The organism is Actinokineospora alba (assembly GCF_004362515.1).
Taxonomy (GTDB): domain Bacteria; phylum Actinomycetota; class Actinomycetes; order Mycobacteriales; family Pseudonocardiaceae; genus Actinokineospora; species Actinokineospora alba.
Map to the genome: position 1 here is coordinate 364,997 of NZ_SNXU01000001.1, position 16,748 is coordinate 381,744.

Below are 16,748 nucleotides of genomic sequence, written 5' to 3' on the forward strand. Positions count from 1 at the left end.
CGGGGCCGGGCATCGCTTCCGCGTCTTCTTCGACTTCAGTTCAGCATCTGGGATGCCGCAACGCTACCGCGCCGCGCGCACCTGGGTGCCCAAAGCCTCCGACACGGCGGCGAGGCTGACGGCGCCCTCGCGCAGCACCACGGGCTCGTCGCCGCTCAGGTCCACGATGGTCGACGGGATGGGCTCGCCGGACGGTCCGCCGTCGAGGTAGACGGCGACCGACTCGCCCAGCTGATCACGGGCGCCCTGCGCGGTCGCGGGCGCGGGGTGGCCGGTCCGGTTGGCGCTGGAGACCGCCATCGGCCCGACCTCACGCAGCAGCTCGATGGCCACCGGGTGCAGCGGCATCCGGAGCATGACCGTGCCGTGGGTCTGCCCCAGGTCCCAGGCCAGCGACGGCGCGTGCGGCAGCACGATGGACAGGTCGCCCGGCCAGAACGCCTCGATCAGCGTCCGCGCGGTCTGCGGCACGGACAGGACGAGTCCGTCGATCGTCGACCACGAGCCGACGAGGACACCGACCGGCATGTCCGGCCCGCGTCCCTTGGCCGCGAGCAGCGCCGAGACGGCGGAGCTGTTGAAGGCGTCGCACCCGATGCCGTAGACGGTGTCGGTCGGGATCACGACGACCCGCCCAGCGCGCACCGCGCCCGCCGCGGCGGCGAGGCCGTCTTCTCTGTCCTCACGGACACTGCAGTCGTAGACCGTGGTCACCCGGCGACTCTATCGGGACCGCGCGGCCGCTAATCCGCGCCCCGCTGGACGATGGATTCGGCGAGCGCGTCGGCCCGGCTCTGCCAGGTCTGCCTGCGGAACCGGACCACGATCAGGTACAGCAGCCCGCCGCCCAGCAGCACCCCGGCGATCACCAGCGAGACGTTGCCCGCGAGCCCGCCGACGGCCACCAGGATCAGCCCGAGCGACACCGCGAGCACCGCGAGGCTCACCGCGATCCCCTCCGGCTGCCACCGCCAGCGCCGCCCGGCCGTGACCTCGTCGAGCAGCAGCTCCGCACCGCGGCGCAGCTCCGCGTCCCGGACGTCGAGGTCGATGATCCGCCGGGCGGCGGCCTCGCAGACCTCCAACTGGTGTTCGCTGGTGATGACCAAAGCGTCGTCGGCCGTGCGGCTGCGCACCTGCTCCGACACCGAGCACCAGGTGCTGGCCAGGTAGTACCGCAGCACCGGGTCCGTCGACCCGCCGAAGCGGGCCTCCAGGTCCGCCGCCGCGCCCCGGGCGTCGCCGCTCGCGACGCGAGCCTGCGACATGCCGAGCACCGCGAGCACGTTGCCCGGGTCGCGCTCGGCGGCCCGGCGGTAGTGCGCCGCCGCCGCCCGCCAGCGGCCCCGGGCGAGGAACACGTCGCCGATGCCGATGTCGTCGTAGGCACTCTCCCTGGTCGCCGCGGCCCGTTCGAAATCGCCCGCCGCGTCGTCGAGCCTGCCCTTGACCAGCGCTGACAGCGCGCGATCGAAATACAGCCGAGCCTCGGTCGGCCCCTCCTGCGCCTCGGGTGGCGACAACTGCCACTTCTCGATGACGTCCTGCCATGTACGTAGCACCGGATCACCCCGGGGCCAAACGCTACCGTTCATGACGAGATCCGCGCGGAAGTTGAGATTCACCGACATACCGGGCACCATTTAGCTGTCCTCGAAGCAGATCCGGGTTCGTCGCAGCAGGGGAGTTCCCACGAGCAGCCGTCCGCAGCGTCGAGGGCACCAGCTCAGCTCACGCTGGCTGGCGTCGGCGCTTGTCGCGGGCTACACGACGGTGAGCGCGGTGGTCGGCGCCGTTCTGCTGGTCGCCCCGAAAGAGTCCGGTCCGAGCACCGCGGCTCCGTCGACGACCTACATCTTCGCGCCGCCGCCGCCCGCGTTCGGCCCGGCTGACTCCGTCACGCCCGCGCGGAGGATCGGCACCGCTGACCCCGACTCGCGGCCGCGGCCGTCCAACGTCGCACTGCCGGTGCCGGAAGGATTCCAGCGGGTCGCGGGTCCGGGCGGGCTGGTCACCACGGTCCCCAAGGGCTGGGCGATCGCCCGGTCGTCGGGTCCGGGTTCCGTGCAGGCCACCGACCCGGCCGACCCGGCCCGGCACGTGCGCTACGGCGGCGCCCCCGCGCCCGCCACCGACCTGCTCCAGTCCCATGTGGACTATGAGGCGGTGTTCGCCAAGTCGAGGTCTGGCTTCAAGCGGCTGAGCCTTGGAACCACCCAGTACCACGGGGTTCTCGCCGTCGACTGGGAGTTCGAGCACGATTCGGCCGGGGTGCGCAAGCACGTGCACTCGATGTACTGGCGAATCGACGGCATCGAGTACTTCGTCTACGCGGCCGCGAACGCCGACCGCTGGGCCGAGACCGTGCCGATCTACCACGCGTTGATCGACAATGCGTCTCCTTGATCGAAAAGGGTTGACGGTCTCGCTACGGTGAGTGTGTGATCGCTGGCGGGCAGCAATATCTCGCTGCTCCAGGCACCACACGACCGACGGGACGCCATGCCTGAGCACAGCGCAGCCGCCGAAGAGCCCACCGATGACCGGACCCCGCCGAGCGGGATTCCCGCCATTCCCCAGCCGCGGCAGCGCGCGCCGCACGGCCCGCCCGACCGCGACGACGCGACCCGCTACCTGTGCGCGGCGGCCCACCTCGACCCCGGTTACGCGACCGCGGCGATCAAGGAGTTCCTGGTCGAGCCGACCAGGGCCGTGCCCCCGTCACCCGGTGTCGACGCGGGGGCGGTGCTGACCGAGGCGCTCGCGGCCCGCACGCGGCGCAAGGTGGTCGACCTCGCGCTGCTCGTGCTGACGGTCGCGTTCCTGTTCGCCGCGCCGATGCCACTGATCCTGTTGTGGCTGGTCCTGGGCGTCACGGTGTCGATCCCCCGCTGGTCGCGGGCGGGCGAAAGCGCGTCGAATCGGCGCATGTCGACCGGAGCCGCCGTCGGGGTCGGCGTCCTGATCGTGGCGGTCGTCCTGGTCGCGCCGGAGTTCGAGCGGTTGCTGTACGAGCTGGACCTGCTCGACTCGCGGCCGTCGCGGCGCGGGTCGTCCTCGTCGGCCGACGACGAGGACGTGGTCGGTCTGGTGTTCACGATCCTGCTCCCGGTGGCGATGCTCGTCATCACGTTCGCCGACCGCTACACGGTCTGGCGGCTGGTGACCACCCGGTTCAACCGCACGGGCACGATCACGGCCACCGAACCGCGGCAGATCCTGCAGTACGCCGCCCGGCGGTTCCGGACCCTGCTCACCCGCTACGCCGCGCCGCAGTCCTACGAGGCCCGCGACGACCACCCGGAGCCAGGAGCACCCGCGGGAATCGTGGTGCACCGCGGGTACGAGCCGTTCGTCGGCGCGGGCAGGCGGCACCGGCCCTGGTCGGTGGCCGCCCCGCTGCTGCCGCACCCGAACGGCGGCGGCACCCGTCCCCTGTCGACGGCCGCGCTGTACGACGCGGTGGTCGCCGAGATCAGCGACCTGCACCGGGCCACGGCCATGACACCCGGCGGCAGGCTGAGCAGGCTGACCGTCGACGAGGAGATCGTCGTCTCCGCCAGGGAGCTGATCGACCACCTCGGCGACCACACGAAGCCGTTCCTCGAGGACACCCCGTATCCGCCGTACACCAAGCTGAGCGCCCGGCGGGTGCACGAGATCCGGGACAACCCGATCGAGTGGGCGCGGTACTACCGGTGTTTCCGGGTGGAGACCTGGGACCGGGACCTGGTCCTGTCGGTGTACCTGCACGTGGCCCTGGACGACTCGACGCTCTATGTCGAGTGGACCCCGTGCGTGCTGCTGCCGATCAGGGAGCAGTTCCAGCGAATCGATAGCGAGTCGATCTCCCCCGCGCGGCCTGCCATCCAGGCCGCGGCGGACGTGCTGGCCCTGCTGGTCGCCGCCCCGGGCAAGCTCGTCTCGACGCTGACATTCCTGCGACCGCTGCGCGCCGACCCCGGCGTGATCGACCCGGACCGGTACGGGTCGCTGCGGAGCCTGCGGGAACTGGCGGCGGACGACGGGGTGCACAACTACTTCCAGCTCGCCGACGTGGACCGGTACCTGAAGATCCTGGAAAGCAGGCTGGTGCTCGCGGTCAGCAAACTGCTCGCCGACGCGGGTTACGTCACCGCGTCGTTCGAGTCGCAGGCGGCGGCGGTCATTCAGAACAACGTGCACATCGGTGGATCTGTCACCGGGAATGTTGTTGCGGGCATCGGGAACCTGATCGGGAACGGTCCTACACCTGGGAAGCAGGCATGAGTTCTGACAATCGGATCAACGTGGGTGGCAATGTCGGCGGGCACGCGGTCGCCGGGGACGGGAACGTCGTGGGCGACGGGGTCGTCGATCCGCGGATTCCCGATCTGCTGCGTGGGCTGCGGGATCAGTTGGCGGCCAATGCATCCAAGGTGCCTGACTACGATTTGGTGGTCCATGACATCGATGCGCTGACCGCGCAGACCGAGAACGCCGAGGCGAAGCCCGAGTTCGTTAAGTCGCTTTGGGGGCGTATTCGGGGTTCGCTGGCTGGGCTTGTCGGGGCCACGGGGACGCTTGCTGCCGTGGGGACGAACGTGAACGAGATCAATGAGGCGATCACTGGGGTGTTCGGGTCTTAGCCTTCGGCTGGTGGTGCCTGCTCTTCAGCCGCTGGTGCCTGTTTGGGTGGTTCGCCTTGATTTGGGGCCCCTCCAAATGGGGCTGTGCGGGTCAAAAGGCGGGGCACGTAAAGCCCACCCGCACCGCGAGTTTAGCCCCATTTGCCCCAAATCAAGGCGAACCACCCAAACAGGCCGTTCTGTTCGGCCCCTTGCGTTTGTGGGTGCTTTATTTATCCCCGACGCGCGGTGGCGAAGCGGGGGCGACCGGCGAGGTCCTGGTGGTCTTGGACGTCCGTGAGCACTTTGCGGGTCTTCAGCAGTGCCGGTACGGAATCGCCGTGGGTGTCGTCGTGTTCTATTGCCACGCCGCCGTTGACGCGGAGGAGTCTTGCCGCTGCTGTGATGACGCTGCGGATTACGTCCAGGCCGTCTGTTCCCGAGAACACCGCGTGGGCGGGGTCGTGTTCGGCGACCTCCGGCGGGACCTGTGTCCCTGTGGGGACGTAAGGCGGGTTGCACAGGACCAGGTCGACCTGGCCGTCCAGCTCGCTGAACAGGGTCGGGTCGGTGACGTCGCCGGAGTACAGGCGTACGGGGGTGTCGCCCGCCGCTGCCCTTGCGTCCGCGTTTCGGCGGGCCCAGGCCAAGGCGGTGTGGTCGATGTCCACCGCATGCACAACCGCGTCGGGGCGGGCGTTGGCGGTGGCCAGGGCCAACACGCCTGAGCCGGTGCACAGGTCTACGACGATGGGGTTGCGCTTGCCTTCCAGGGTGGCCAGGCCCCAGGCGAACATCAGCTCGGTCTCCGGCCTCGGGACGAACACACCGGGGCCGACGCTGACGCTGATGGCGCCCATCCAGGCCGTGCCGATCAGGTGTTGCAGCGGCTCGCGGCGGGCGCGGCGGGTGACGAGTTTGCCCAACGCGTCCACGACCGGGGGGTCTACCAAGGGGACCATGGGGAGCTTTCCGCGGTCGACGCCCAAGACGTGGGCGGCCAGCAGCTCCGCGTCGTTTCGGGGGGAGGCGACGCCCGCGGCCGCGAGGATGCGCTCGGCTTCCAGGATCGCCACGCGGAGGGGTTGCCTGCTCATAAGGGTCACCCTGTCACGCCTTTCGGTGGATCACCCGGATGAGTGGGCGGCGAGTCGTTCGTTGCGGTCGGCGTCGGAGAGGGCGTCTAACACCGCGTCGAGGTCGCCGTCGAGGACCGCGTCGAGGTTGTGGGCCTTGAAGCCGACGCGGTGGTCGGAGATGCGGTTCTCCGGGAAGTTGTACGTGCGGACCCGCTCGGAGCGGTCGACGGTGCGGATCTGGCTGCGGCGCGCGTCCGAGGCGACCTTGGCGGCCTCCTCTTCGGCCGCGACGGCGAGGCGGGCGCGCAGGACCTGCATGGCGCGGGTCTTGTTCTGCAGCTGCGAGCGCTCGTTCTGGCAGGACACCACGATGCCGGTCGGCAAGTGCGTGATGCGCACGGCCGAGTCGGTCGTGTTGACGCTCTGGCCGCCCTTGCCCGAGGAGCGGTAGACGTCGATGCGGAGGTCCTTGTCCGGGATCTCCGCGACCTCGGAGGTGTCCTCGATGTCCGGGTAGACGAGCACGCCCGCGGCGGAGGTGTGGATGCGGCCCTGCGACTCGGTGGCGGGCACCCGCTGCACGCGGTGCACACCGCCCTCGAACTTCAGCCGGGCCCAGACGCCCTCGGGCTCGCTGCCCTTGCTCTTGATCGCGACGGTGGCGTCCTTGACGCCGCCCAGGTCGGACTCGGTGCTGTCGAGCACCTCGGCCTTCCAGCCGTGGCGCTCGGCGTAGCGCAGGTACATGCGCACCAGGTCGCCCGCGAACAGCGCGGACTCCTCGCCGCCCTCACCGGACTTGACCTCGAGCACGACGTCGGAGCCGTCGTGCGGGTCGCGCGGGAGCAGCAGCTCGGTCAGCTTGGTTTCCAGCTTCGGGATGCGCGCGGCGATGGCGTCGGCTTCCTCGGCGAACGTCGAGTCCTCGGTGGCCAGCTCGCGGGCGGCCTCGAGGTCGCTGCGGGCGCCCTCCAGCTCACGCAGGACCTTGACGGCCGGGGTCAGCTCGGCGTAGCGCTTGCCCAGCTTGCGGGCCCGGTCCTGGTCGGCGTGCACCGCGGGGTCGGCGAGAACCGCCTCCAACTCGGCGTGCTCACCGAGCAGTTCAGCGAGGTTCGAAGCGTCCACCGTGCACCTTCCCAAGGCCGAAAATAACCCGAACATGGCGACGGCGCCCGTCCCGCGAGCGGGAGGGCGCCGTCAGCGAAGCTACTTCGCGGCTTCGGTCTTGGTGCGCTTGCCGTAACGCGCCTCGAAGCGGGCGACTCGGCCACCGGTGTCGAGGATCTTCTGCTTGCCCGTGTAGAACGGGTGGCAAGCCGAGCAGACCTCGACGTGGATGTTGCCGGAAGACTTGGTGCTGCGGGTGGTGAACGCGTTGCCGCAACCGCAGGTCACGTTTGTGGACACGTACTCGGGGTGGATCCCGTTCTTCACAGTCGTCGCCTCTCATAGGTGGCCGCCGGGTCCCCGCCGTGTCTGGGGTGAACCGGAGCCGGACTCGACCTAACAGTGTGCCAGATGTGCTGACGGTCGGTTCAACGCGGGCCGACTCGCCGGTATTCCGCCGCTCGTCGCACGTCAGAGACCTCCGAACGCACGTATCGACCCACTCACCGAACGTAGTTTCCGCAGGCCCCGATTCCGTCGCAGACTGTCGGCGTGTTCTTCACGGTAGGCAGGCCATTGTCCGTCTCCCTGTGGTTGACGGCACCGTTGCTGTTCGCGGTCTCGGTCCTCGGACTGACCGCGATCGGCGGCATCCTGCTCGCCGCGTCCTGGCAGGTCACCCTGTCCAGCGCGCTGTGGGGAGGGGCCGCCGCCATCACGGCGGTGCTGGGCGGCGCGGTCGCCTGGCGGTCCCGGGAACAGCGGATGATGCTGGCGATCCCCTACCCGGTGACGCTGCTGCTGACCGGCTTGGCGCTCGACGACGTGACGGTGCCGACGCAGTGGGCGATCGGGCTGAGCGTGCCCGCGATGCTCACCCTGGTGTATCTGTGCGGGCGCCGACGGTCGCGACAAGCGAGCGCCACCCGATAGCCGGTGGGTTCAGTCAGAGGAGGCCGGAGAAGCCGCGGCGGAGCGTGTCCTCCAAGCCCGTGTAGCTCTTGGCGGTGGCGAGCAGCCCGTCCGCGGTGGCGGCGACCACCTCCACACCCTCCCGCAAGTCCGTCCCCACGTCGGTGACCAGGCGCGTGATCGTGGTGCTGAACTCGACGGCGGCCGGCACGTCGCCCAGCAGGTGCGGGACCAGTTGCACGCCCGCGACGATGTTGGCCGCGCCGGTGAGCGCGTCCGTCGCGTCGTCGAATGAGCCTGCCGCGGAGCGCAACGACTCCGCGTCCGTCTCGTATCCGTCGCCGCCGGCGCCGAGGTCGTCGAGGTCCGTCCTGGTCATTTCGTCCCGCGGGTCGAACAGGGCGAGGGCCGCGCCCAGGCCTGCGGCGCCGAACACGGACAGGATGGCAGGCGGAAGGTACTTGCCGGCCCCCGACTCGTACTGGGTGATGATCTGCCCGTCGACCTCGACGATCCCCTGGGACATGTTCGGCAGCTCGTAGCTGTTGACGATCTCGCCGTTCTCGCGGTTCTGGGTCAGCAGGTGGCTGTCATTCTTCCTGCCCCAGGACTGGCTGTAGATGATCTCGTCGGGACGAACGACAACGCCCTGCACCTGCCCGGGTGTCTCGACCGGGGACGGATCCGGCCGGACGATCTTGGTCCCGTTCTCGTCCACGTCGTAGGGCAGGCTGCCGCAGCTGTTGACCGGGTAGCTGTAGAGCTTGCCTGGCTCGTTCTTGTCCTCGGTGAAGTCGCCGACCCACAGCCTGCCGTCGGCGAACGTGGCATAGCTGGAGGCCTCCACCTTGAGGACCTCCCTGGCGGGCACAGATTCCCCGTTCGCGGCGGCGTCGAGGTCGCTGGCCGAGTACCGGTAGATGTAGCTGTCATCGCCAGCGGAAGAGGTCACCCAGACGTTGTCGCCATGGGTCGCGACGCCGCCGACGTGGTTGGGGGCGTCGTCGGGCGTCATTCCGCGCAGGTCGACGTACTTGTCTTCATCACCAGTGGTTTGGTTGATCATGGAGAGGCGGCTCTTCGACTCGCCTTCCTCCAGGTCATCGTCACCGTTGTAGTAGGCCGCCAGCAGCTGGTCCTTGTCCTTGCGGTAGGCCATGCCCTGCGGAATCCACGGCGAGCCCAAGCCGACGTGCGGAATCTTCGGGCCGTCAACGGTTCCGTCGCCGACCGCGCTCGCCACCCCCGTGAGCTTGGCCTCGTAGTCGGCACGCGCCCGATCCATCGACCGGTTGACGTCCGCGGCCAACTGCTGTCGGGCCGCCTCGTCGGTGGGAGCACTCGCCCGCCACCTCCGAATGGCCGCGTCCGCGGCGTCGACCAACTGCCGGTAGGCGTCGGCGGCCCCGGTCAGCGCGTCCGCGATGACACCCAGCCGCCGATGCGCCAACGTGGTGACCCCGCCGAGCCGCGTCGCCCGCGCGGCGAAGGCGTCCGCGGCCTTGCCGTGCCAGCCGGAACCAGCCACCCCCGCGCCCGTCTCGATGGTGGACGTGGACGCCTTGATCGACCGCATGGCATCGCGCAGCAGGTCACCGACCTCGGCTATCCGACCGGCGTCGCCCGAGGTGAGCCGGCCGTAGAGTGACTCGGGATCCTGAAACACCATCTGCCCCTCCAGGCCGCTGCCCCCGTTGGCGGGTTCGGGACAGGCTACGTGGCGGGCCGACGCGGGGTGGCCCATTCGCCAGATCAGTCGTTACCGCTGATTGGCTTGGCGCAAACGAAAAGGCCCCCGCCGAGGCGAGGGCCTTTCCTGCGAACCGTGACTAGTCGTCGTTGCTTGACGGGGTCGTCTTCGCTACCTGCATCAGGAACTCGATGTTGGTGCGCGACTTGCGCAGGCGGTCGAGCAGCAGCTCGATGCCTGCCTGGTTGTCGAGGGCGTGGAGCACTCGGCGGAGCTTGACCATGACCGCGTGCTCGTCCGGCGGCAGCAGGAGCTCGTCCTTACGCGTACCCGACTGGTCGATGTCGACAGCCGGGAAGGTGCGCTTGTCGGCGATCTTGCGGTCGAGCTTGAGCTCGGCGTTGCCGGTGCCCTTGAACTCCTCGAAGATCACCGTGTCGCCCGCGGAGCCGGTCTCGACCAGCGCGGTGGCGAAGATGGTGAGCGAGCCGCCACCTTCGATGTTGCGCGCGGCGCCGAGGAAGCGCTTCGGGGGGAACAGCGCCGTCGAGTCGACACCACCGGAGAGGATTCGGCCGGACGCCGGGGCCGCCAGGTTGTAGGCGCGACCCAGACGGGTGATCGAGTCCAGGAGCACGACCACGTCGTGGCCCATCTCCACCAGGCGCTTGGCGCGCTCGATGGACAGCTCCGCGACCGTGGTGTGGTCTGACGGCGGCCGGTCGAAGGTGGAGGCGATGACCTCACCCTTGACCGAGCGCTGCATGTCGGTGACCTCTTCGGGGCGCTCGTCGACGAGCACGACCATGAGGTAGACCTCGGGGTTGTTCGTGGTGATCGCGTTGGCGATCGCCTGCAGCACCGAGGTCTTACCCGCCTTCGGGGGCGAGACGATGAGCGCGCGCTGGCCCTTGCCGACGGGCATCACCAGGTCGATGACACGCGTGGTCAGGATGTGCGGCTCGGTCTCGAGGCGAAGACGCTCGTTCGGGTAGAGCGGCGTCAGCTTGGTGAACTCCGGGCGGACCTTGGCCGCGTCCGGCTCCAAGCCGTTGATCGTCTCCACCCGCACCAGCGGGTTGAACTTCTGCCGCTGCTGCTCGCCGTCACGCGGCTGGCGGACCAGGCCGGTGATGGCGTCGCCGCGCCGCAGGTTGTACTTGCGGACCAGCGAGAGCGACACGTAGACGTCGTTCGGGCCGGACAGGTAGCCGGACGTGCGGACGAACGCGTAGTTCTCCAGCACGTCGAGCACGCCCGCCACGGGCAGCAACACGTCGTCCTCGCGGACCTCCGTGTCGTTCTGGCCGCCCACGCCGTCGACTCGGCCGCCCCGGCGGCGACGGTCGCGGAAGCGACGGCCACGACGGTCGGTGCCGTCCTCGTCGTCGTCCGGACCGTTGTCGCGGTTCTGCTGGTCGCGACCCTGCTGACGGTCCTGGTCACGGCCCTGGTCGCGGCCGCGGTCGCGGCCGCCGCGCTGGCGGTCTCCGCGCTCGCCCCGGTCACCACGGTCGTTGCGGTCGCCACGGTCACCGCGCTGGCGGTCCTGGCGGTCGCCCTGCTGGCGGTCATCCCGGGCCGGACGCTCGCCCTGCTGACGCTCACCCTGCTGGCGGTCGCCCTGCTGCCGGTCCGGACGCTCGCCCTGCTGGCGGTCGTCGCGGGCCGGACGCTCGTCACGAGCCGGGCGGTCCTCACGGGCCGCGCGCTCCTCACGAGCGGGACGGTCTTCACGAGCGGGCCGGTCCTCACGGGCCGGGCGCTCGGTGACGACCGAAGCCTGCTCCCCCGCCTCGGGGCTGCCCGCGGGACGGCTGGCGCCGCGACGGCGCCGGTTCTCGCGGCCACCCTCGGCGCGCGCGGTCTCCTGCGGCGCCTCGGCGGGCTTGTCGGCACCCTCGGCTCCCGCGGTGGGCCGGACCTCGGCGGGCTGGGTGGCCTTGGGCCGCTCAGTCTTGGCCGGGGCCTGCGCGGGCGCGGCGTCGGTGCCGGTTCGGGGCGTCCGTGCGGCGGCCCCGCCCGGGCCACCACCCTGGCGCTCCTTGATGGCAGCGATCAGGTCGCCCTTGCGCATGCCCGTGGTGCCGGAGATTCCCAGCTCACCAGCGAGCGTGCGCAGCTCGGCGAGGACCATGCCGGACAGCCCGGCCCGGCGCTTGGGAGCGCCGTTCTTGTCCGCGGACGCGGTGTCGGTGGCTGTCTCGCTGCTCAAAAGTTCGGTATTGCTCACACAAGTCCTTCCTGACCGGTCCCCGCCTCCTACGTGGACCAGCGGACCGCCGTCCGTCGGAATGCGAGACGGCGTATCTCTCCGCTGCTGGGCTTTTGTCGCCAACCTGGCCACGATTCGGGCCAGCCGAGCGACTTTGTCGCCAACAGGGAGCATCTGGTCACCACGGTCGTCGGGTACCTCCGAGCCTCGGCTCGGACCTGATTAAGGACTGAGCCGACTACTCGGCAGATGATGCGACCCGGAAAGAATCCCGGGAACGACACCGGGCGCCCGTGCGCGCGGTGACTGAACGTCCCCGAGGGTAGACGGCCGTCACTGAAGGTGCAACAACCGGTCCACAGCGCGTCGCGTGGCGACGCCTCGGATCGCGAGTGATCTGAATCACGACCACCCAACTCTGGACAACAGCCTGGTCACAGTGTTTGTTCCCTGTTCAGCCAAGTGGGGTGACCTGGACACCCGTCCGGTCGACCGCCAGGGGCAGCACGGTGAACCCGCCGACGTCGACCGCGGTCGGCAGAGCACCGTCCGTGGTCAGCGCGAGCACGGTCGGCCCCGCCCCGGACACCGCCGCCGCGACACCATGGGCGCGCAGCTCGCGAACCACTCGAATGGTCGACGGCCAGGCACTTTCCCGGTAGTCCTGGTGCAGCTTGTCCGCGAGCGCGGGGAGCAGCAGGTCGGGCCGGGTGCTGACGGCGTGCACGGCCAGCGCGCTGCGACCCGCGGCGAACGCGGCGTCGGCGTGCGAGACCTTGTCCGGCAGCAGGCCGCGGGTGACGTGGGTGGCCGACGACTCGGCCGGGATGATCGCGATCGGCCGCAGGTCCGCGTGCGGCTCGACCCGCGCCGCGCCGAAGCGGTCGTCGTCGCACCAGGCCACCACGAGACCGCCCAGCAGGCTCGCGGCGACGTTGTCGGCGTGGCCCTCGAACTCGGCGGCGAGTTGCAGTGCCTCGTCATCCAGCGGACGTCCGGCCAAGCCATAGGCGCCCGCGATGCCGCCGACGATCGCCGCCGCCGAGGAGCCGAGGCCCCTGGCGTGCGGAATCACGTTGGTACAGCGCAAAGCGAGCCCGGTGGGCGCGAACCCGATCCGCTCGCAGGCGGCCCGGAACGCGCGCACCACGAGGTTGGACTCGTCGCGGGCGACGTCGTCGGCGCCCTCGCCGGTGACCGTGACCTCGAGCCCGGACCCGGTCTCCCGGAACTCCAGGACGTCGTGGAGCGCGAGCGCCATGCCGAGCGCGTCGAAGCCGGAGCCCAGGTTGGCCGTGGAAGCGGGTACCCGGACGCGGACGCTCACCTCAGGTCCAACGCGGTGGCCACCGCCGAGGCGTCGACCGGGATGGCTTCGACCTCGGGCATGGTGGACAGCGCGGTGTCGGGGTCCTTGAGGCCGTGACCGGTGACCGTGCAGACGACGACCGAGCCCGCGGGCAGCCGACCGTCGGCGTGGGTGATCAGCAGTCCGGCGACGCTCGTGGCCGACGACGGCTCGACGAAGACACCCTCGCGCACGGCCAGAAGTCGGTACGCCGCAAGGATTTGCTCATCGGTCGCGGCGTCGAACAGCCCGCCGGACTCGTCGCGCGCGGCGACCGCACCGGCCCAGGAGGCCGGGTTGCCGACGCGGATGGCGGTGGCGATGGTGTCCGGATTGGACACCGGCTCGCCGCGCACCAGCGGCGCCGAGCCGGCGGCCTGGAAGCCGAACATCTTCGGCGTGCCCTCGACGAGGCCGTCGGCGGCGTATTCGCTGTACCCGCGCCAGTAGGCGGTGATGTTGCCCGCGTTGCCGACGGGCAGGCAGTGGATGTCGGGCGCGCGGCCGAGGACGTCGCAGATCTCCCACGCGGCGCTCTTCTGGCCGATCAGCCGCACCGGGTTGACCGAGTTGACCAGGCCGACGGGGAACTCCGCGGCGGTCTTCTGGGCCAGTTCCAGGCAGTCGTCGAAGTTGCCGTCGATCTGCAGGATGCGCGCGCCGTGCACGACGGCCTGGGCCATCTTGCCGAGCGCGATCTTGCCGCGCGGCACCAGGACCGCGCAGGTCAGGCCCGCGCGGGTGGCGTACGCGGCGGCCGAGGCCGAGGTGTTGCCGGTGGACGCGCAGATCACCGCTTCGAGGCCTTGGGCCAGCGCGTGCGTCATGGCCACGGTCATGCCGCGGTCCTTGAACGAGCCGGTCGGGTTGGCGCCCTCGACCTTGAGGTAGACCGTGCAGCCGGTCAGCTCCGAGAGGTGCGGCGCGGGCAGCAACGGGGTGTTGCCCTCGCCGAGAGTGATCACCTTCGCGCCGTCGGGGACGGGGATTCTGTTGGGATAGGCCGCGATGATGCCCGGACGTCCGGGCAGCACACCGATGGTCATGATTCCTCGCCTTCGACCCGCATCACGCTGACCACCTCGTGCACGAACGGCAATCCGGCGATTTTGTCCACAGTGGACCGCAGGGCGGCGTCGGGCGCGGAGTGGGTGACGATCACCAGGCTCGCGTCCGTCGCGCGGCCTTCCTGGCGCACCGCCGAGATGCTCACTTCGTGTTCGGCGAACACGGCGGCCACGGCCGCCAGCACGCCTGCGCGGTCGGCGACGTCCAGGCTGATGTGGTACCTGGTCGACGCCTGCGCGATCGGGCGCACCGGCAGGTCGGCGTAGGCCGACTCGCGCGGTCCGCGCCCGCCGACGACCAGGTTGCGGGCCACCGCAACGAGGTCGCCCAGCACGGCGCTGGCGGTGGGTGCACCGCCGGCTCCCTGCCCGTAGAACATGAGCTGTCCGGCCGCCTCGGCCTCGACGAACACCGCGTTGAACGCGCCGTTGACGCCTGCCAGCGGGTGGGTGCGCGGGATCATCGCCGGGTGGACGCGCACCGCGACGGACTCGCCGTCGGGGGTGTCGACCCGCTCGCAGATCGCCAGCAGCTTGATCGTGCGGCCCAGGGCGCGCGCGGCCGACACATCGGCGGGCGTGACCGCGGAGATGCCCTCGCGGTAGACGTCGCCGGCGGTGACCCGGGTGTGGAAGGACAGCGACGCGAGGATCGCGGCCTTCGACGCTGCGTCGTAGCCGTCGACGTCGGCGGTCGGGTCGGCCTCGGCGTAGCCCAGCCGGGCGGCCTCTTCGAGCGTCTCGGCGTAGCCCGCGCCGGTCTCGTCCATCGCGGAGAGGATGAAGTTGGTGGTGCCGTTGACGATGCCCATCACCCGGGTGATGCGGTCGCCCGCGAGGGACTCGCGCAGCGGGCGCAGCAGCGGGATCGCGCCCGCGACCGCGGCCTCGAAGTACAGGTCGCCGCCGAAGGTGTCGGACTCGGCGAACAGGTCGCCCGCGTGCTCGGCGAGCAGCGTCTTGTTGGCGGTGACGACGGACTTCCCCGCGCGCAGGGCATCGATCAGCCACGTGCGGGTGGGTTCGATCCCGCCGATGACCTCGACGACGACGTCCACGTCGGGCCGGGTGACCAGCTCGGCGGCGTCGGTCGTCAGCAGCTCGGCGGGCACCCCCGGCCGCGCCTTGCCCAGCCTGCGCACGGCGATCCCGGCCAGCTCCACCGGCGCCCCGATCCGCGACGCGAGGTCGGGCGCCTGCTCGGTGAGCAGCCGCACGATCTCGGTGCCGACCGTGCCGCAGCCCAGTAGCGCGACCTTGATCGGCTTGGCGGGCTCACTCACGGCATCTCCAGTCTCAGCAGGTCATCGTCGGTTTCCCGGCGCAGCAGCAGCCGCGCGGCGCCGTCGAGCACGGCCACCACGGCGGGCCGCGGCAGCCGGTTGTAGTTGCTCGCCATCGAGTAGCAGTAGGCGCCGGTCGCGGCGACCGCCAGCAGGTCGCCGGGAGCAAGGTTCTCCGGTAGCCAGCAGTCTCGCACCACAACGTCACCGGACTCACAGTGTTTGCCCACTACTCGGGACAGCACGGCCTCGGTGCCCCGCTCCCCCTCGCCGCTCGAGCGCGACGCGAGGCGGGTGTCGTAGACCGCGTCGTACAGCGCGGTGCGGATGTTGTCGCTCATCCCGCCGTCGACGCTGACGTAGCGGCGGCCGGTGCCGTGGCCGAGCGAGACGTCCTTGGTGGTGCCGACCTCATAGAGGGTCACGGTGCCGGGACCGGCGATGGCGCGGCCGGGCTCGACCGCGATGCGCGGCACGGGCAGGCCCTCCTGCTCGCACTCCTTGCTCACGATGGAGCGCAGCTGGTCGGCCAGCCACATCGTCGGCGGCGGGTCGTCCTGGGCGGTGTAGGCGATGCCGAGCCCGCCGCCGAGGTCGACGACCGTCAGCGACTCCAGGGCGTCGGCCCCGTGCTCCTTGTGCAGCGCGGCCAGCAGGCCGATGACCCGGTGCGCGGCGACCTCGAAGCCGTCGGCGTCGAAGATCTGCGACCCGATGTGGCTGTGCAGGCCCAGCAGCGACAGGCCGCCGGACTTGACCACCCGGCGGGCCGCCTCGGCCGCGGCGCCGCCCGCCAGCGAGAAGCCGAACTTCTGGTCCTCGTGGGCGGTGGCGATGAACTCGTGGGTGTGCGCCTCGACGCCGACGGTGACCCGGATCAGGACCGGCGCGACCAGGTCGCGGTCGCGGGCGAGCTTGTCGAGGCGGGCGATCTCGTGGAACGAGTCGACGACGATCGCGCCGACCCCGACCTCCAGCGCGGTGGTCAGCTCGGCGATGGACTTGTTGTTGCCGTGCAACGTGATCCGCTCGGGCGGGAAGTCCGCGCGCAGCGCCACGGCCAGCTCGCCGCCGCTGGCCACGTCGAGACTCAGGCCCTCCTGGGCGACCCAGCGGGCGATCTCGACCGACAGGAAGGCCTTGGAGGCGTAGTGGACCAGCGCCGGGTCGCCGAACGCGGCGGCGTGCTCCTGGCAGCGGGCCCGGAAGTCGGCCTCGTCCACCACGAACAGCGGGGTGCCGTAGGTCTCGGCCAGCTCGCGGACGTCGACGCCCGCGATCCGGATGGCACCGTCGTCGCCGCGCTCGGCGTTGCGCGGCCACACCGACGGGTAGAGGTCGTCGAGCGCGTCGACGGTGGTGGGCCGCTCGCTCTGGGTGTTGCTCGGCGGCAGCACTTCCGCGTGCCGCGGCCCTGCCGGGTGTGCCCTCATCGCT

At 70.6% G+C, this 16,748-nt stretch carries 15 protein-coding genes; 4 read left to right on the forward strand and 11 right to left on the reverse strand.

Features of this window, described 5'->3' with window-relative positions; translation table 11 throughout:
- Positions 1-63: 63 nt before the first annotated feature.
- Together C8E96_RS01715 and C8E96_RS01720 are read right to left on the reverse strand one after the other, a co-directional pair.
- Positions 64-714: an L-threonylcarbamoyladenylate synthase gene (locus C8E96_RS01715; RefSeq protein ID WP_091370481.1), complete on the reverse strand. Its 651-nt coding sequence runs from the start codon at positions 712-714 to the stop codon at positions 64-66.
- 29 nt (positions 715-743) lie between these two features.
- Entirely contained in the window at positions 744-1,562 is an 819-nt protein-coding gene (locus C8E96_RS01720) for a tetratricopeptide repeat protein (protein ID WP_166657843.1), read from the reverse strand.
- Positions 1,563-1,782: 220 nt separating this feature from the next.
- On the opposite strand from C8E96_RS01720, the gene C8E96_RS01725 reads away from it, so the two are divergent.
- The 3 genes from C8E96_RS01725 to C8E96_RS01735 all read left to right on the forward strand — a co-directional run bounded on the left by C8E96_RS01725 (position 1,783) and on the right by C8E96_RS01735 (position 4,628).
- Complete coding sequence (locus C8E96_RS01725; protein ID WP_091574549.1) at positions 1,783-2,406, forward strand: hypothetical protein; 624 nt, start codon at positions 1,783-1,785, stop codon at positions 2,404-2,406.
- Positions 2,407-2,502: 96 nt separating this feature from the next.
- On the forward strand, positions 2,503-4,269 hold the full coding sequence (locus tag C8E96_RS01730; RefSeq protein WP_091370474.1) for a hypothetical protein: 1,767 nt from the start codon (positions 2,503-2,505) through the stop codon (positions 4,267-4,269).
- Positions 4,266-4,628 carry a DUF5955 family protein gene (locus tag C8E96_RS01735; protein WP_091574552.1) on the forward strand — a complete coding sequence of 121 codons (363 nt, stop codon included), beginning with the start codon at positions 4,266-4,268 and terminating at the stop codon, positions 4,626-4,628. The genes C8E96_RS01730 and C8E96_RS01735 overlap by 4 nt, the downstream gene beginning before the upstream one ends.
- Before the next feature lie 212 nt (positions 4,629-4,840).
- On the opposite strand, the gene prmC is transcribed toward C8E96_RS01735, so the two are convergent.
- From prmC to rpmE, 3 genes are all read right to left on the reverse strand, one after another.
- Positions 4,841-5,704, reverse strand: coding sequence for a peptide chain release factor N(5)-glutamine methyltransferase (gene prmC, locus C8E96_RS01740; protein ID WP_091370470.1), 864 nt, complete (start codon positions 5,702-5,704; stop codon positions 4,841-4,843).
- A 30-nt stretch (positions 5,705-5,734) separates the two neighbouring features.
- Entirely contained in the window at positions 5,735-6,814 is a 1,080-nt protein-coding gene (gene prfA / locus C8E96_RS01745) for a peptide chain release factor 1 (protein WP_091370468.1), read from the reverse strand.
- A gap of 81 nt (positions 6,815-6,895) precedes the next feature.
- Positions 6,896-7,123: a 50S ribosomal protein L31 gene (gene rpmE / locus C8E96_RS01750; RefSeq protein ID WP_091370466.1), complete on the reverse strand. Its 228-nt coding sequence runs from the start codon at positions 7,121-7,123 to the stop codon at positions 6,896-6,898.
- Between the two features lie 225 nt (positions 7,124-7,348).
- On the opposite strand from rpmE, the gene C8E96_RS01755 reads away from it, so the two are divergent.
- Complete coding sequence (locus C8E96_RS01755; RefSeq protein ID WP_133794109.1) at positions 7,349-7,729, forward strand: hypothetical protein; 381 nt, start codon at positions 7,349-7,351, stop codon at positions 7,727-7,729.
- 13 nt (positions 7,730-7,742) lie between these two features.
- On the opposite strand, the gene C8E96_RS01760 is transcribed toward C8E96_RS01755, so the two are convergent.
- The 6 genes from C8E96_RS01760 to lysA form a co-directional block, all read right to left on the reverse strand.
- Entirely contained in the window at positions 7,743-9,377 is a 1,635-nt protein-coding gene (locus C8E96_RS01760; protein WP_091574554.1) for a hypothetical protein, read from the reverse strand.
- Positions 9,378-9,537: 160 nt separating this feature from the next.
- Positions 9,538-11,631, reverse strand: coding sequence for a transcription termination factor Rho (gene rho / locus C8E96_RS01765; protein WP_091370458.1), 2,094 nt, complete (start codon positions 11,629-11,631; stop codon positions 9,538-9,540).
- A gap of 436 nt (positions 11,632-12,067) precedes the next feature.
- On the reverse strand, positions 12,068-12,940 hold the full coding sequence (thrB, locus tag C8E96_RS01770) for a homoserine kinase (RefSeq protein WP_091370456.1): 873 nt from the start codon (positions 12,938-12,940) through the stop codon (positions 12,068-12,070).
- Positions 12,937-14,007, reverse strand: coding sequence for a threonine synthase (gene thrC, locus C8E96_RS01775; RefSeq protein ID WP_091370454.1), 1,071 nt, complete (start codon positions 14,005-14,007; stop codon positions 12,937-12,939). The genes thrB and thrC overlap by 4 nt, the downstream gene beginning before the upstream one ends.
- Positions 14,004-15,311, reverse strand: a complete 1,308-nt coding sequence (locus C8E96_RS01780) for a homoserine dehydrogenase (RefSeq protein WP_091370452.1) — start codon at positions 15,309-15,311, stop codon at positions 14,004-14,006. Before C8E96_RS01780 ends, thrC begins: the two co-directional genes overlap by 4 nt.
- A complete protein-coding gene (gene lysA / locus C8E96_RS01785) occupies positions 15,308-16,744 on the reverse strand; it encodes a diaminopimelate decarboxylase (RefSeq protein WP_091370450.1) in 1,437 nt (478 codons plus the stop codon). Before lysA ends, C8E96_RS01780 begins: the two co-directional genes overlap by 4 nt.
- Positions 16,745-16,748: the final 4 nt, after the last annotated feature.

What these genes read in the sequence shown, in the direction of transcription:
- C8E96_RS01730 (WP_091370474.1), top strand. Translation starts at nt 2,503, where the DNA reads ATGCCTGAGCACAGCGCAGCCGCCGAAGAGCCCACCGATGACCGGACC.
- C8E96_RS01735 (WP_091574552.1), top strand. Translation starts at nt 4,266, where the DNA reads ATGAGTTCTGACAATCGGATCAACGTGGGTGGCAATGTCGGCGGGCAC.
- prmC (WP_091370470.1), bottom strand. Translation starts at nt 5,704, where the DNA reads ATGAGCAGGCAACCCCTCCGCGTGGCGATCCTGGAAGCCGAGCGCATC.
- C8E96_RS01760 (WP_091574554.1), bottom strand. Translation starts at nt 9,377, where the DNA reads ATGGTGTTTCAGGATCCCGAGTCACTCTACGGCCGGCTCACCTCGGGC.
- thrC (WP_091370454.1), bottom strand. Translation starts at nt 14,007, where the DNA reads ATGACCATCGGTGTGCTGCCCGGACGTCCGGGCATCATCGCGGCCTAT.
- lysA (WP_091370450.1), bottom strand. Translation starts at nt 16,744, where the DNA reads ATGAGGGCACACCCGGCAGGGCCGCGGCACGCGGAAGTGCTGCCGCCG.